At 57.2% G+C, this 16,349-nt stretch carries 16 protein-coding genes; all 16 read right to left on the bottom strand.

Annotated features, from left to right (window positions below):
- Window positions 1-51 precede the first annotated feature (51 nt).
- The 16 genes from glmS to mnmG all read right to left on the bottom strand — a co-directional run bounded on the left by glmS (window position 52) and on the right by mnmG (window position 15,845).
- Window positions 52-1,884 (bottom strand): glutamine--fructose-6-phosphate transaminase (isomerizing), encoded by a 1,833-nt coding sequence (gene glmS / locus AC1RL4_RS03905; protein ID WP_019580348.1) that lies wholly within the window; start codon window positions 1,882-1,884, stop codon window positions 52-54.
- Between the two features lies 1 nt (window position 1,885).
- Complete coding sequence (locus tag AC1RL4_RS03900; RefSeq protein WP_172901217.1) at window positions 1,886-2,665, bottom strand: DeoR/GlpR family DNA-binding transcription regulator; 780 nt, start codon at window positions 2,663-2,665, stop codon at window positions 1,886-1,888.
- Window positions 2,666-2,856: 191 nt separating this feature from the next.
- Window positions 2,857-4,224, bottom strand: coding sequence for a bifunctional UDP-N-acetylglucosamine diphosphorylase/glucosamine-1-phosphate N-acetyltransferase GlmU (gene glmU / locus AC1RL4_RS03895; RefSeq protein ID WP_028940080.1), 1,368 nt, complete (start codon window positions 4,222-4,224; stop codon window positions 2,857-2,859).
- Between the two features lie 117 nt (window positions 4,225-4,341).
- Window positions 4,342-4,767, bottom strand: a complete 426-nt coding sequence (locus AC1RL4_RS03890) for a F0F1 ATP synthase subunit epsilon (protein ID WP_007985046.1) — start codon at window positions 4,765-4,767, stop codon at window positions 4,342-4,344.
- 45 nt (window positions 4,768-4,812) lie between these two features.
- On the bottom strand, window positions 4,813-6,192 hold the full coding sequence (gene atpD / locus AC1RL4_RS03885) for a F0F1 ATP synthase subunit beta (protein ID WP_007911961.1): 1,380 nt from the start codon (window positions 6,190-6,192) through the stop codon (window positions 4,813-4,815).
- Window positions 6,193-6,219: 27 nt separating this feature from the next.
- A complete protein-coding gene (gene atpG, locus AC1RL4_RS03880) occupies window positions 6,220-7,080 on the bottom strand; it encodes a F0F1 ATP synthase subunit gamma (protein WP_007934344.1) in 861 nt (286 codons plus the stop codon).
- A 50-nt stretch (window positions 7,081-7,130) separates the two neighbouring features.
- Window positions 7,131-8,675, bottom strand: a complete 1,545-nt coding sequence (gene atpA / locus AC1RL4_RS03875) for a F0F1 ATP synthase subunit alpha (RefSeq protein WP_007934342.1) — start codon at window positions 8,673-8,675, stop codon at window positions 7,131-7,133.
- 21 nt (window positions 8,676-8,696) lie between these two features.
- Entirely contained in the window at window positions 8,697-9,233 is a 537-nt protein-coding gene (locus AC1RL4_RS03870) for a F0F1 ATP synthase subunit delta (protein WP_019580345.1), read from the bottom strand.
- A 12-nt stretch (window positions 9,234-9,245) separates the two neighbouring features.
- Window positions 9,246-9,716, bottom strand: coding sequence for a F0F1 ATP synthase subunit B (locus tag AC1RL4_RS03865; RefSeq protein ID WP_008064601.1), 471 nt, complete (start codon window positions 9,714-9,716; stop codon window positions 9,246-9,248).
- A 58-nt stretch (window positions 9,717-9,774) separates the two neighbouring features.
- Complete coding sequence (gene atpE / locus AC1RL4_RS03860; RefSeq protein WP_003097235.1) at window positions 9,775-10,032, bottom strand: F0F1 ATP synthase subunit C; 258 nt, start codon at window positions 10,030-10,032, stop codon at window positions 9,775-9,777.
- Between the two features lie 133 nt (window positions 10,033-10,165).
- A complete protein-coding gene (gene atpB / locus AC1RL4_RS03855) occupies window positions 10,166-11,035 on the bottom strand; it encodes a F0F1 ATP synthase subunit A (protein WP_007934337.1) in 870 nt (289 codons plus the stop codon).
- A gap of 16 nt (window positions 11,036-11,051) precedes the next feature.
- Window positions 11,052-11,459, bottom strand: coding sequence for a F0F1 ATP synthase subunit I (locus AC1RL4_RS03850; protein ID WP_007934335.1), 408 nt, complete (start codon window positions 11,457-11,459; stop codon window positions 11,052-11,054).
- A 148-nt stretch (window positions 11,460-11,607) separates the two neighbouring features.
- A complete protein-coding gene (locus AC1RL4_RS03845) occupies window positions 11,608-12,480 on the bottom strand; it encodes a ParB/RepB/Spo0J family partition protein (RefSeq protein WP_007934333.1) in 873 nt (290 codons plus the stop codon).
- A 9-nt stretch (window positions 12,481-12,489) separates the two neighbouring features.
- A complete protein-coding gene (locus AC1RL4_RS03840) occupies window positions 12,490-13,287 on the bottom strand; it encodes a ParA family protein (RefSeq protein ID WP_007934331.1) in 798 nt (265 codons plus the stop codon).
- Between the two features lie 18 nt (window positions 13,288-13,305).
- A complete protein-coding gene (gene rsmG / locus AC1RL4_RS03835; protein WP_007934329.1) occupies window positions 13,306-13,950 on the bottom strand; it encodes a 16S rRNA (guanine(527)-N(7))-methyltransferase RsmG in 645 nt (214 codons plus the stop codon).
- Window positions 13,947-15,845, bottom strand: coding sequence for a tRNA uridine-5-carboxymethylaminomethyl(34) synthesis enzyme MnmG (gene mnmG / locus AC1RL4_RS03830; protein ID WP_019580344.1), 1,899 nt, complete (start codon window positions 15,843-15,845; stop codon window positions 13,947-13,949). Before mnmG ends, rsmG begins: the two co-directional genes overlap by 4 nt.
- Between the last annotated feature and the right edge of the window lie 504 nt (window positions 15,846-16,349).

Below are 16,349 nucleotides of genomic sequence, written 5' to 3'. Positions count from 1 at the left end.
ATCGCAACCGTAGGCTGCGATTTTTATTGTTTTCGATCACCTGTGGATAACTTATTCCACCGTCACCGACTTCGCCAGATTTCGTGGCTGGTCAACGTCAGTGCCTTTCAACACTGCCACGTAGTACGAAAGAAGCTGCAACGGAATCGTGTAGAGGATCGGCGACAGGATGTCGTGGATGTGCGGCATGTGCACAACATGAGTGCCTTCACCGTTGGTCATGCCAGCCTGCTCGTCGGCGAAGACGATCAGTTCACCGCCGCGGGCGCGGACTTCCTGGAGGTTGGACTTCAACTTCTCCAGCAACTCGTTGTTCGGTGCCACGGTGACCACTGGCATGTCGTTATCCACAAGCGCCAGCGGGCCATGTTTCAGCTCGCCCGCCGGGTAGGCTTCGGCGTGGATGTAGGAGATTTCCTTGAGCTTGAGCGCCCCTTCCATCGCCACCGGGAATTGCGCACCGCGACCGAGGAACAGCGTGTGGTTCTTCTCGGCGAACAGCTCGGCGATTTTTTCCACAGTGCTGTCCATGGCCAGGGCTTCGCCCAGACGGGTCGGCAGGCGACGCAGTTCTTCCACCAGAGTGGCTTCGACGCCTGCGGCCAACGTGCCGCGAACCTGACCCAGGGCCAGGGTCAGCAACAGCAGGCCCACCAATTGAGTGGTGAAGGCTTTGGTCGAGGCCACGCCAATTTCGCGACCGGCCTGGGTCAGCAGCGTCAGGTCCGATTCACGCACCAGGGAGCTGATGCCGACGTTGCAGATTGCCAGGCTGGAAAGGAAGCCCAGTTCCTTGGCGTTGCGCAGCGCGGCCAAGGTGTCGGCGGTTTCGCCTGACTGGGAGATGCTCACGAACAGGGTATCGGGCTGCACCACTACTTTGCGGTAGCGGAATTCGCTGGCGACTTCGACCTGGCACGGAATGCCGGCCAGTTCTTCGAGCCAGTAACGGGCAACCATACCGGCGTGATAACTGGTGCCGCAGGCAACGATCTGTACATTACGCACCTTGGCAAACAGCTCGGCCGCTTGTGGACCAAACGCCTGCACCAGCACCTGATTCTGACTCAGGCGACCTTCAAGCGTGCGTTGCACCACGGCCGGTTGCTCGTGAATTTCCTTGAGCATGTAATGCCGGAACTCGCCTTTGTCAGCGGCTTCGGCACCGTCACGGTACTGAACGCTTTCACGCTCGACGAGCGTGCCGTTGATGTCCCAGATCTGCACGCTGTCGCGGCGAATTTCGGCGATATCGCCTTCTTCCAGGTACATGAAGCGGTCAGTGACCTGGCGCAGGGCCAACTGGTCGGAGGCAAGAAAGTTTTCACCCAGGCCCAGACCGATTACCAATGGGCTGCCGCTGCGGGCTGCTACCAGGCGATCCGGTTGCCGAGCGCTGATCACTGCCAGACCGTATGCGCCGTGCAGTTCTTTGACGGTCGCTTTCAGGGCCGCGGTCAGGTCAGGCTGCTCTTTGAGTTTTTCGTTGAGCAGATGGGCGATGACTTCAGTGTCCGTGTCCGAGGTGAACACGTGGCCCAGGGCCTTGAGTTGCTCGCGCAGGGCTTCGTGGTTCTCGATGATGCCGTTATGCACCACCGCAAGATCGCCCGAAAAATGCGGGTGAGCGTTGCGTTCGCACGGCGCACCGTGAGTCGCCCAGCGGGTGTGGGCAATGCCCAGACGACCGACCAGAGGCTCTTCGATCAGCGCCTGTTCCAGTTCGCTGACCTTGCCCGGCCGACGCAGGCGCAAGAGTTTTTCATCGTTGGTGTACACCGCCACGCCGGCGCTGTCATAACCACGGTATTCCAGACGCTTGAGGCCTTCGAGCAGGATGGCGGTAATGTTCCGTTCTGCGACTGCACCGACAATTCCACACATGCTATTTCTCCTGACTGACAGCGGCACAAATCACATTGATGCCGCGGGCCTGAATCTGATCGCGGGCCTCAAGCGGCAGGCGATCATCGGTAATAAGGGTATGGACGCTGCTCCAAGGCAGCTCCAGATTGGGGATCTTGCGGCCGATCTTGTCGGCCTCGACCATCACGATCACTTCGCGGGCGACCTCGGCCATGACACGGCTCAGTCCCAGCAACTCATTGAAGGTGGTGGTCCCGCGCACCAGATCGATGCCATCGGCGCCAATAAATAACTGATCGAAGTCATATGAGCGTAGTACCTGCTCTGCCACCTGACCCTGGAAGGATTCGGAATGCGGATCCCAGGTACCACCGGTCATCAACAGCACCGGTTCGTGCTCGAGTTCAGTCAACGCGTTGGCGACATGCAGGGAGTTGGTCATCACCACCAGGCCCGGTTGCTGGCCGAGTTCCGGGATCATCGCGGCGGTGGTACTGCCGCTGTCGATGATGATGCGCGCATGCTCGCGAATCCGCGTGACGGCGGCGCGGGCAATGGCCTGCTTGTATTTGGAAACCGGTTGGCCGATGTCGGCGACCAGCTCCTGCGGCATGGTGACCGCGCCGCCATAACGACGCAGCAGCAGACCGTTGCTTTCAAGCGCCGCCAGGTCCTTGCGAATCGTAACTTCCGAGGTTTCGAAGCGTTTGGCCAGCTCGTCCACACTGACTTCGCCCTGCTCATTGAGCAAGGCGAGGATATTGTGGCGGCGTTGGGGCGTGTTGCGCTTTGACATGATTTGGTAAGTTTCGATTCGAAAGATAACGTAAGCAATCAAAACCTATCAGCGAAACTTCGTCAAGCCAGCATCAGAAAAAAGATGTGTGGATAACTCAAAAAAAGATCGCAGCCTCCGGCAGCGCCTACAGAGTGAACACAAATTCCCTGTAGGCGCTGCCGAAGGCTGCGATCTTTTGATCTGTGGATAACTTAACTCTTCTTGATCTTCTCAGGCCGCTTCCAGCCGTCGATGTTCTTCTGTCGAGCCCGGCCTACGGCCAACTGAGCGTTATCCACATTCTGGGTAATAGTCGAACCGGCCGCCGTGGTCGCACCGGAGGAGATATCCACAGGCGCCACCAACGAGTTATTGGAACCGATGAATACATCTTCACCCAGCACGGTTTTCCACTTGTTGGCACCGTCGTAGTTGCAGGTGATGGTGCCGGCGCCAATGTTGGTGCGCGCACCGATCTCGGCATCGCCCAGATACGTCAAGTGACCGGCCTTGGCACCTTCGCCCATGTGAGCGTTCTTCAGTTCAACAAAGTTACCCACATGCGCGCGGGCTTCCAGCACTGTGCCGGGACGCAAACGAGCAAACGGGCCGGCATCGCTGCCTTCGCCGAGAATCGCGCCTTCGATATGACTGTTGGCCTTGATCACCACGCCTTTGCGCAGGGTACTGTCCTTGATCACGCAGTTCGGGCCGATCACCACGTCGTCCTCGATGACCACTTTGCCCTCGAGAATCACGTTGATGTCGATCAGGATATCGCGACCAACGGTAACCTCACCGCGCACATCGAAACGTGTCGGGTCGCGCAGGGTTACGCCTTGAGCCATCAAACGACGAGCGGCGCGCAGTTGATAATGACGCTCCAGCTCGGCCAGTTGTTTGCGATCGTTGGCGCCCTGCACTTCCATGGCGTCATGGGGTTGTTCGGTGGCCACCACCAGACCATCACTGACCGCCATGGCGATCACGTCAGTCAGGTAGTACTCGCCCTGGGCGTTATTGTTGGATAGGCGGCTCAGCCAATCGCCCAAACGCTGGGAAGGCACCGCCAAAATGCCGGTATTGCCTTCGGTGATCGCACGCTCAGCCGCGTTGGCATCTTTCTGCTCGACGATGGCAGTCACTTTGCCGGCGGCATCACGGACAATGCGGCCGTAGCCAGTCGGGTCATCCAGCTCGACAGTCAGCAGACCCAATTGCTGCGGTGCAGCCTGCTTGAGCAGACGTTGCAGGGTTTCGACTTCGATCAACGGCACGTCACCGTAGAGAATCAGCACGGTGTCGGACTCGATGAACGGCACAGCCTGGGCCACCGCATGACCGGTACCCAGCTGTTGGTCCTGCAGGACGAAATTCAGGTCATCGGCGGCCAGACGCTCGCGCACCGCTTCGGCACCATGGCCGATCACCACGTGGATGCGCTGTGGATCAAGTTGCCGAGCGCTGTGGATAACATGGCCAAGCATTGAATTACCGGCAATCGGATGCAGGACTTTCGGCAAGGCCGAACGCATGCGAGTGCCTTGGCCGGCAGCGAGGATAACGATTTCAAGGGACATGACTGGCTACCAATCCTGGGTGGTCAGCAACTGCGACCAGATGATGAATATCGAAAAAGAAAAAAGGGTAGCCGAGGCTACCCTTTTTAATCAATCGCGCAACAAGTCGATGGCCGATTAGTGGCCGAACTTCTTGCGGATCTGCTGGACGGTGCGCAGCTGAGCTGCAGCCTCGGCCAGACGTGCGGCAGCAGAACCGTAATCGAATTCCGCGCCTCGCTCATGCAAGGCTTTCTCGGCAGCCTTAACGGCTTCCAGAGCTGCGGCTTCGTCCAGGTCGGCAGCGCGTTGCACGGTGTCGGCAAGAACCTTGACCATGTTCGGCTGAACCTCGAGGAAACCACCGGAGATGTAATACACCTCCTCTTCCCCGCCCTGCTTGACCAGGCGGATCGGACCTGGCTTCAGATTAGTGATCAGCGGCGCGTGACCCAGGGCGATACCAAGATCACCCAGTGCACCGTGCGCAATCACCATCTCGACCAGACCGGAAAAGATTTCTCCTTCCGCGCTGACGATATCGCAATGGACTGTCATAGCCATCTGATTGCCTCAACCTAAATTAGCGCCCGTTGCCGGGCGCCGGGATTACAGTTTCTTGGCTTTCTCGATCGCTTCTTCGATGCCGCCAACCATGTAGAACGCTTGTTCTGGCAGGTGGTCGTAGTCACCGTTGAGGATGCCTTTGAAGCCAGCAATGGTGTCTTTCAGGGAAACGTATTTACCCGATGCACCGGTGAAGACTTCAGCCACGAAGAACGGCTGCGACAAGAAACGCTGGATCTTACGAGCACGGTTTACCAACTGCTTGTCGGCTTCCGACAGCTCGTCCATACCCAGGATCGCAATGATGTCCTTCAGTTCTTTGTAACGCTGCAGCACGTACTGGACGCCGCGAGCGGTGTCGTAGTGGTCCTGGCCGATTACGTTCGGGTCCAGCTGGCGCGAAGTCGAGTCGAGTGGATCAACCGCTGGGTAGATACCCAGGGAAGCGATGTCACGGGACAGAACGACGGTAGCGTCCAAGTGGGCGAAGGTGGTCGCTGGCGACGGGTCAGTCAAGTCATCCGCAGGTACGTATACCGCTTGGATCGAAGTGATCGAACCTTCCTTGGTCGAAGTGATACGTTCTTGCAGAACGCCCATCTCTTCAGCCAGGGTCGGCTGGTAACCTACTGCCGAAGGCATACGGCCCAGCAGTGCGGATACTTCAGTACCGGCCAAGGTGTAACGATAGATGTTGTCGACGAACAGCAGAACGTCGTTACCTTCGTCACGGAACTTCTCGGCCATGGTCAGGCCGGTCAGTGCTACGCGCAGACGGTTACCCGGCGGCTCGTTCATCTGACCGTAAACCAGTGCCACTTTGTCCAGAACGTTGGAATCCTTCATCTCGTGGTAGAAGTCGTTACCCTCACGAGTACGCTCACCCACACCGGCGAACACGGAATAACCGCTGTGCTCGATGGCGATGTTACGGATCAGTTCCATCATGTTTACGGTCTTGCCTACACCGGCACCACCGAACAGACCGACTTTACCGCCTTTGGCAAACGGGCAAACCAGGTCGATAACCTTGATGCCGGTTTCCAGCAGGTCGTTGCCGCCTGCCTGTTCAGCGAACGAAGGTGCTGGGCGGTGAATGCCCCAACGCTCTTCGGTGTCGATCGGACCAGCTTCGTCGATCGGGTTACCGAGGACGTCCATGATCCGGCCCAGGGTTGCTTTACCGACCGGTACGGAGATGGCTGCGCCAGAATCGGTAACTTCCAGACCGCGTTTCAGGCCCTCTGTGGAACCCATCGCAATGGTGCGAACCACGCCGTCGCCCAGCTGTTGCTGAACTTCCAGAGTGGTTTCAGCCGCGCTCACTACTTTCAGCGCGTTGTAGATGCTCGGTACGCTGTCGCGTGGAAATTCCACGTCGATAACGGCGCCGATGATTTGAACGATACGTCCGCTACTCATAGCTGGATCCTCTGAATATTTGAACCGTTAAACCGCGGCAGCGCCGCCGACGATTTCCGAGATCTCTTGGGTGATCGCAGCCTGACGCGCCTTGTTGTAGACCAGCTGCAAATCGCTGATCAAATCACCGGCGTTGTCGGTAGCGTTCTTCATCGCGATCATCCGCGCAGCTTGTTCAGCCGCGTTGTTCTCGACCACCGCCTGGTAGACCTGCGACTCCACGTAACGGACCATCAAGCCGTCAAGCAGCTCTTTGGCGTCCGGTTCGTAGAGATAGTCCCAGTGGTGCTTGAGTTCTTGATCCGGGGTTGCCACCAGTGGAATCAACTGCTCCACGGTAGGCTGTTGCGTCATGGTGTTGATGAACTTGTTGGACACCACGGACAGGCGGTCAATACGGCCGTCCAGATAGGCATCCAGCATCACCTTGACGCTGCCAATCAGATCATTGATCGACGGCTCTTCACCCAGGTGGCTGATAGCTGCAACGACGTTACCGCCGAAGTTGCGGAAAAAGGCCGCACCCTTGCTACCAACGACACACAGATCAATCTCGACGCCGTTTTCGCGGTTTACCGCCATGTCCTTGACCAGGGCCTTGAACAGGTTGGTGTTCAAGCCACCACACAGACCACGGTCACTGCTCACTACGACATAACCAACGCGCTTTACTTCACGGTCGATCATGAACGGGTGGCGATATTCCGGGTTAGCGTTGGCCAGATGGCCAATAACCTGGCGGATGCGCTCCGCATAAGGACGGCTAGCAGCCATGCGCATTTGTGCCTTGCGCATTTTGCTGACCGCCACTTTTTCCATGGCGCTGGTAATCTTTTGCGTGCTTTTGATGCTCGCAATCTTACTGCGAATCTCTTTTGCGCCTGCCATGTAACACCTATCAGGTTAGCAAGCGGGAGCCTTGCGGCTCCCGCTGCGGCTTACCAGGTTTGGGTGGCCTTGAACTTCTCGATACCGGCTTTCATGCCAGCGTCGATTTCGTCATTGAAGTCACCTTTCACGTTGATCTTCGCCATCAAGTCGGCGTGATCGCGGTTGAAGAAAGCAATCAGCGCTTGTTCGAAGCTGCCGATCTTGGCGATTTCAACGTCAGTCAGGAACCCACGCTCAGCGGCATACAGCGACAGCGCCATGTCAGCGATCGACATTGGTGCGTATTGCTTCTGCTTCATCAGCTCGGTAACGCGCTGACCATGCTCAAGTTGCTTACGGGTCGCTTCGTCCAGGTCAGAAGCGAACTGGGCGAATGCCGCCAGTTCACGGTACTGAGCCAGAGCGGTACGGATACCACCGGACAGCTTCTTGATGATCTTGGTCTGAGCGGCACCACCCACACGGGATACCGAAACACCGGCGTTCACTGCAGGACGGATGCCCGAGTTGAACATGGCCGATTCCAGGAAGATCTGACCGTCGGTGATGGAAATCACGTTGGTCGGAACGAACGCGGAAACGTCGCCAGCCTGGGTTTCGATGATCGGCAGTGCGGTCAGGGAACCGGTTTTGCCGGTCACTGCGCCGTTGGTGAACTTCTCTACGTACTCTTCCGAAACGCGGGATGCGCGCTCCAGCAGACGGGAGTGGAGATAGAACACGTCGCCTGGGTAAGCTTCACGGCCTGGTGGACGGCGCAGCAGCAGGGAAATCTGGCGGTAAGCCACTGCTTGCTTGGACAGATCGTCATAAACGATCAGCGCGTCTTCACCGCGGTCGCGGAAGAATTCACCCATGGTGCAACCGGAGTACGGTGCCAGGAATTGCAGCGCAGGAGATTCCGAAGCACTGGCAGCCACGATGATCGTGTTGGCCAGGGCGCCGTTTTCTTCCAGCTTGCGAACAACGTTGGCGATGGTCGATTGCTTCTGACCGATTGCTACGTAGACGCAGAAAATGCCGCTGTCTTTCTGGTTGATGATCGCGTCGATCGCCAGAGCGGTTTTACCGATCTGACGGTCACCGATGATCAGCTCACGCTGGCCACGGCCGACAGGGATCATGGCATCGACAGCCTTGTAGCCAGTCTGTACAGGCTGGTCTACCGACTTACGCCAGATCACGCCTGGAGCAACTTTCTCGACCGCGTCGGTCTCGGTGTTGCCCAGTGGACCTTTGCCGTCAACAGGGTTACCCAGTGCGTCGACTACGCGACCCAGCAGTTCCTTACCAACCGGAACTTCGAGGATGCGGCCAGTGCACTTGGCGCTCATGCCTTCAGCCAAAGACTGGTATGCGCCCAATACAACGGCACCTACGGAGTCTTGCTCCAGGTTGAGGGCCATACCGAAGACGCCGCCCGGAAACTCGATCATCTCGCCGTACATTACGTCGGCCAGACCGTGAATCCGCACGATGCCGTCAGATACGCTGACGACAGTGCCTTCGTTACGGGCTTGGGAGGTCACATCGAGCTTGTCGATGCGGCCCTTGATAATTTCACTTATTTCGGAAGGATTGAGTTGCTGCATTGCTCTGCTGCCCCTTCAAACTCAAGATTTCAATGCTTCGGCAAGTTTCGCGATTTTGCCGCGAATCGAGCCATCGATAACCAGGTCGCCGGCGCGGATGACGACACCACCAATAAGGGCAGCGTCCTCCGCAACTTGCAGGCGCACTTCCCGGTTGAGTCGTGCACTGAGAACCTTGGCGAGTTTGTCTTGCTGTTCTTGGTTCAATGCAAAAGCACTGGTTACTTCCACGTCTACCGATTTCTCTTGTTCGGCCTTGTACAGGTCAAACAGAGCGGCGATCTCCGGCAGAAGCGGGAGACGGTCGTTTTCGGCAACGACGTGAATGAAGTTCTGTGCCTTGGCATCAAACTTGTCGCCGCACACGTCAATAAACGTGGCGGCCTTTTCTGCGCTCGTCAGTCGCGGGGCCTTGAGCACGCGCTGCATGGTGTCGTCTTCCGACACCAGTGCTGCCAGGCCGAGCATGGCTGACCAATTGGCCAGTTGCTGGTGGGCCTGAGCGTGCTCGAAGGCCGCCTTAGCGTAAGGTCGGGCCAACGTGGTCAGTTCTGCCATGATCGCCCTCGCTTAGATTTCAGCAGCCAGTTGGTTAACCAGCTCTGCGTGCGCGTTTTGATCGATTGTGGCACCCAGGATCTTCTCGGCGCCGCCGACTGCCAGCAAGCCCACTTGGGCACGCAGCGCGTCTTTGACACTGTTCAGTTCCTGTTCGATCTCGGCCTGAGCCTGAACCTTCACACGGTCAGCGTCGATACGGGCTTTTTCAACAGCCTCTTCGACAATCTGATTACCGCGTTTCTTGGCTTGCTCGATGATTTCAGCTGCCTGAGCTTTCGCTTCGCGCAGTTGCTGACCCGCTTTCTCTTGGGCCAACTCCAGGTCGCGAGCTGCTCGGCTGGCAGCGTCCAGACCATCAGCGATCTTCTTTTGACGTTCGTGCAGAGCCGCAATGACCGGAGGCCATACGAACTTCATGCAGAACAGTACAAAAATCAGGAACGCAACGGACTGGCCAATCAGGGTCGCATTAATGTTCACGCCAACACCTCGCAGTTACGTTGTCCATCACACCAAATTACCCGGAAGATCCGAGTAATTAGCCAGCGATCTGACCAACGAACGGGTTCGCAAAGGTGAAGAACAGAGCGATACCAACACCGATCATGGTTACGGCGTCGAGCAGACCGGCAACGATGAACATTTTAACTTGCAGCATTGGAACCATTTCTGGCTGACGCGCTGCGCCTTCCAGGAACTTGCCGCCCAGCAGGCCGAAACCAATTGCGGTACCCAGTGCGCCCAGGCCGATCAACAGTGCAACAGCGATAGCGGTTAGACCAACTACAGTTTCCATCTTTCCTCCCGACTTTTACGTCGTATGGTTTAGGTTTTTTAGATTTTAAAGCGGTAAAACAAATCGTTTCATAGCCCTGTTAGGGCACCCACCCGTTTGACCGGGTGGGACATCAGACCAGTCGAGACTGGTCTTAATGGTTCTCTTCGTGCGCCATCGACAGGTAAACGATGGTCAGCATCATGAAGATAAATGCCTGCAGGGTGATGATCAGGATGTGGAACACAGCCCACGCCCACTGCAGAACTACGCCCAGGCCGCTAAGCCAGAGCAGACCGCTGCCGAACATCACAGCGATCAGAATGAACACCAGCTCACCGGCATACATGTTGCCGAACAGACGCAGAGCCAGGGAGATCGGCTTGGCGATCAGGGTCACGAATTCCAGCAGGAAGTTCACCGGAATCAGCAGCGCCTGAACAAAGATGTTCTTGCTGCCGAACGGGTGCAGGGTCAGCTCGCCGATGAAGCCGCCGAGGCCCTTGATCTTGATGCTGTAGAAAATGATCAGCGCAAACACCGTGAAGGCCATGGCCAAAGTAGCGTTCGGGTCGGTGGTCGACACGGCGCGGAACGGGATGTGGTGGTCGCCGGAGATCAGGATGGCCAGCTGAGGAATCCAGTCGACCGGTACCAGGTCGATGGCGTTCATCAGGAACACCCAGACGAAGATGGTCAGTGCCAGTGGTGCAACCACCGGGCTACGGCCATGGAAGCTGTCTTTCACGCTGCCATCGACGAATTCGACCAATACTTCAACGAAGTTCTGCAAAGCACCAGGTACACCGGTAGTCGCCTTCTTTGCCGCCATGCGGAAAAGAAGAACGAAGATCAGACCCAATGCGACCGACCAGCCGAGGGTATCGACGTGGAAAGCCCAGAAGCCCATTTCCTTGGCCTCTGCTGCGGAGTGGGCAAAGCCCCAGCCGCCGTTGGGTAGCTGACCGAAGGTCAGGTTCTGCAAGTGGTGCTGGATATAGCCCGAAGCGGTTGTTTCTGCCATGGTTGCCTCAAACGCCCTAAGGTCTCGAAAGTCTTGTTCTCATAAGCAGGGGAGCGAACCAGCTGACCAGTTGGGTCAGCACGAAGACGCCGAATACTGCTAACGGCGCCAATGGCTTCACACCTGCAAACGTCAATGCAAACAGCACTGCCGTCAAAATCAGTTTGCCCGCCTCGCCAGCATAAAAAGACCGGACGATGGCTTGAGCTGCTCGGGCGCCGGAAAACCGAAATGCCCTGTGAGCGAAATAAATATTGGGAAGCAAGGCTATCAGGCCTCCGCAAAGTCCTGAGTACCCGGCAACGACTCCATACCATCGCCAGAGCGCCAAAGCGGCAATCAGCAAAACGACAAGTTGAGCCATTAACACCGGAAAAACAGCCAATCGATGGAAAGGCAAGCGGTCTGGCGTGCGGTTTTCCATCACTTTTGCTCCCCAATGGTCGGCTGCCGAAATTCAATAACTTGGCATAATTTGTGCCGACAAAATGCGCGCAGAGTATAGGGGCGGTTCTGCCCCTATTCAACTGTCAGGTAGTGATTTCCGACTTCACGCTACAAGAGGAATTGTTTCAGCGGATGTGTGCGAGCACACCTTGAAGTTCATCAAGAGAGTTGTAGCCGATCACCAACTGCCCCTTACCCTTCTTTCCGTGGCGAATCTGCACCGCAGAGCCTAGGCGCTCGGCCAGGCGCTGCTCGAGCCGGGCGATATCCGGGTCCGGTTTTGCCGGTTCCACAGGCTCCGGTTTGCCACTCAACCACTGGCGAACCAGTGCTTCAGTCTGGCGCACAGTCAGCCCCCGTGCGACAACATGTCGCGCCCCTTCAACCTGTTGGTTTTCCGGTAAACCCAGCAAGGCACGGGCATGACCCATTTCCAGGTCGCCGTGAGACAGCATGGTCTTGATGACTTCCGGCAACGAAATCAGGCGCAACAGGTTGGCCACGGTGACGCGGGACTTACCCACAGCCTCGGCCACTTGTTGCTGAGTCAGCTGGAATTCCTGCTGCAAACGCTGCAAGGCCACCGCTTCTTCGATCGGATTGAGGTCTTCGCGCTGGATGTTCTCGATCAGCGCCATGGCGATGGCGGTTTCATCCGGTACATCGCGGACCATCGCCGGGATGGTTTCCTGGCCAGCCTGCTGACTGGCGCGCCAGCGGCGTTCGCCGGCGATGATTTCGAAGCGGCCGCTGCCAATCGGACGAACCACGATCGGCTGCATCACGCCCTGAGCCTTGATCGACTGCGCCAGCTCTTCCAGCGCCTGAGGGTCCATGTCCCGACGTGGCTGGTACTTGCCACGCTGGATCAGGTCCAGGGGCAGGTGCTGCAGCTCACGCTGGTCGGCTTGCACCGCTTGTTCTTCCAGCGAGCTGACAGTCGGACCACTCAGCAGTGCATCCAGTCCACGTCCGAGACCTCGTTTCTTGACGGCCATGGGGATTCCTTAAGTTGCCTGGGCAGCGGCGGTGCGTGAATTTTTGCGTTGACGGCGAACCATCTCGCCGGCCAATGCCAGATAGGCAATCGCGCCGCGCGATGATTTGTCGTACGCCAGCGCCGGCATGCCATAGCTTGGCGCTTCGGCCAGACGGATGTTGCGCGGAATCACCGTGTCGTAGAGCTGATCGCCAAAGTGTTCCTTGAGCTGCGCCGAGACGTCGTTCATCAGGCTCAGGCGCGGGTCGTACATGGTCCGCAACAGGCCTTCGACTTTCAGGTTCGGGTTCAGCAGTTCGGCAATGCGCTTGATGTTATCCACAAGGTCGCTCAACCCTTCGAGCGCGAAGTACTCGCACTGCATGGGGATAATGACCCCGTCGGCGGCAACCAGCGCATTGAGCGTGAGCATCGACAGCGATGGCGGGCAGTCGATCAAAATGTAATCGTAGTTTTCACGGATCGGCGCCAACGCGCTGCGCAGGCGGCTTTCCTTCATCTGCATTTCCAGCAGAACGACTTCGGCCGCGGTCAGATCGCGGTTGGCCGGCAACAACTGGTAACCACCGTGTTCGGAATAGTGCATGGCCTGGGCCAGATCACATTCACCGATCAACAGATCGTAGACCGAGTTTTCCAGGCCGTGTTTATCCACACCGCTACCCATGGTGGCGTTGCCCTGTGGATCAAGATCGATCAACAGCACCCGACGCTTGGTAGCGACCAGGGAAGCTGCGAGGTTGATGCAGGTGGTGGTCTTGCCCACACCACCCTTTTGGTTCGCTATCGCGAATACCTTAGCCATTCTTGCTTGTGTTCCCAATCATGCCGTGCGGCGCAGTATCAGCAGATGGCGTTGGCCTTGGCAACCGGGTACGGCCAGGGCGTGTTCGCTATCGAGGTGGAAGTCTGCCGGCAATGCTACCAGCTCATCGGCGGGATGAACGCCCTTCATTGCCAGCCAGCGTGTATCGGCGTCGCCCAAATGGCGAGTCCAGTTGCTGAAGTTCTCCATGCTGCTGAACGCCCGGGAAATGATCCCGTTGAATGGCAGTTCAGGCTGGAAGGCTTCGACGCGACTGTGGATAACTTGCAGGTTATCCAGTTTGAGTTCGAGTTTGACCTGGGTCAGGAAGCGGGTTTTCTTGCCGTTGCTGTCCAGACAGGTCACCTGGGACTCTGGAAACAGGATCGCCAACGGAATACCCGGCATGCCACCGCCGCTGCCAACGTCGAGCCAGCGACCGTTTTCGACGAACGACATCACGCTCAAGCTATCGAGCAGGTGACGGGAGACCATTTCGTCCGGATCGCGCACGGCGGTCAGGTTGTAAGCCTTGTTCCATTTGATCAACAAGGCCAGATAACCCAGCAGCTGAGCGTGCTGGGCTTCCGTCAGTGTGACACCGAGCTGGCGAGCACCTGTGGATAACTCTTCTGCATGTTGCGAGGTAACCAACGAACTCAAGCGCTTTGCTCCAACTGACGGCCCGCGCCGCGTTTTTTCAAATGAATCATCAACAGCGAAATCGCCGCCGGGGTCACGCCCGGAATACGCGATGCCTGGCCCAAAGTCTCTGGACGGGTCGCACCGAGCTTGCTCTGGATCTCTTTGGAGAGACCGGAGATGTTCGTGTAATCGATATCCACAGGCAGTTTGGTGTCTTCGCTGGCCCGCAGGCGTGCGATTTCATCCTGTTGACGGTCGATGTAACCGGCGTATTTGGTCTTGATTTCGACCTGTTCGGCGACCTGTGGATCTTCTGCGCCCCCGCCAGTCACGGCGATCAGACCAGCGTAGTCGATTTCCGGACGGCTCAGCAGGTTGAGCAAATTGTATTCGTGGGTCAGCGGCGTACCGAACTTCTCGGCAATCGCATCGCCCTGCTCGGTGCCCGGGCGAACCCAGGTACTTTTCAGGCGTTGCTCTTCCAAATCGATGCTTTCGCGTTTTTTGCAGAAAGCCGCCCAACGCACGTCATCCACCAGACCCAGTTCGCGACCTTTTTCGGTCAGGCGCAGGTCGGCATTGTCTTCGCGAAGAATCAAGCGGTATTCAGCGCGGGATGTGAACATTCGATACGGTTCCTGGGTACCGAGGGTAATCAGGTCGTCAACCAAAACGCCGATGTACGCTTCATCGCGACGCGGGCACCAGGCATCTTTGCCCTGGGCTCGCAGTGCGGCGTTGGCTCCGGCCAGCAAACCCTGGGCGCCGGCTTCTTCGTAACCGGTGGTGCCGTTGATTTGCCCGGCGAAGAACAAACCGGCGATGACTTTGGTTTCCAGGCTGTACTTCAGGTCACGCGGGTCGAAGTAGTCGTACTCGATGGCATAGCCCGGGCGCACGATGTGCGCGTTTTCCATGCCGCGGATCGATTGCACGATCTGCAATTGCACGTCGAACGGCAAGGATGTGGATATCCCGTTCGGGTACAGCTCGTGAGTGGTCAACCCTTCCGGTTCGATGAAGACCTGGTGGCTTTCCTTGTCGGCAAAGCGGTGGATCTTGTCTTCGATCGATGGGCAATAACGTGGGCCGATGCCTTCGATCAACCCGGCATCGGAATACATCGGCGAACGGTCGAGGTTGGCGGCAATGATTTCGTGGGTCCGGGCGTTGGTGTGGGTAATCCAGCAACTGACCTGTTTCGGGTGCTGCTCTTTGGAGCCCATGAACGACATGACCGGGATCGGCGTATCACCGGCTTGCTCGGTCATGACCGAGAAATCCACAGACCTACCGTCAATACGCGGCGGAGTACCGGTTTTCAGGCGACCGACACGCAATGGCAGTTCACGCAGACGACGTGCCAAAGCAATCGAAGGCGGATCACCGGCGCGACCGCCGGAATAATTCTGCATGCCGATGTGGATAAGTCCACCGAGGAAGGTGCCCGTCGTCAGCACCACGGAGTCGGCGAAGAAACGCAGGCCCATTTGCGTGACAACGCCGCGCACTTGTTCCTGTTCGACGATCAGGTCGTCCGCGGCCTGTTGAAATATCCACAGGTTCGGCTGGTTTTCCAGGGTTTCGCGGACAGCTGCCTTGTACAGAATCCGATCTGCCTGGGCGCGAGTAGCACGCACGGCCGGGCCTTTGCGGCTGTTCAATACGCGAAATTGAATACCACCTTTATCGGTAGCCATGGCCATCGCGCCGCCCAGGGCATCGATTTCCTTGACCAGATGGCTTTTGCCGATCCCACCAATGGCGGGGTTGCAGCTCATGGCACCGAGGGTTTCCACGTTATGCGTCAGCAACAGGGTTTTTGCCCCCATACGTGCTGATGCAAGTGCTGCCTCGGTACCGGCATGACCGCCGCCGATGACGATCACTTCAAAACGGGAAGGGAAATCCACCACGCACCTCGTGCCTGCTTTAGTCAGGTAATCCGGAATAGTTTGAGCTCAGGTTCTTGGACCTGGTCGGCAAGTATAGGGACTTCGCCCTTCCTAAAGAACCCTTTGCACAAAATTTAACCAGCTGTGGAGAAGTCGGGGTTATAGAAATTAAAAAGAGAGAAATTTATTAAATCTTTGTTTTTATGTTTATTTCTACTGACCCACCTTTCTGTGGATAGATTCATACAGGCCTTTATTTTCAATGTGTACAGAGATTCAAAACCCTGTGGTCATGTGCCGAGGAGGCCCTTGGATAACCGGTGTAAGCCTGTGGATGAAAGGGGTTGTTATCCACAGAGGCGGTTATCTTCAGTTTTGAGGCCTTGTTATCAACTGCCCTTAGCGGCAGTTATTCACAGGGCTTAATCCACAGAAAAGGGCTGACCGAGCAAATCCCGGGCACGGAAAATCCGCGCGAACAGAAAAATCTGCTCGGGAGCGGAGGGCTATTTCAGGAGAAGG

The sequence above is a fragment of the Pseudomonas sp. GW822-FHT07A10 genome (assembly GCF_058798795.1).
Note: the sequence above shows the minus strand (reverse complement) of the source record. Positions and strands in the feature narration are given on the sequence as shown.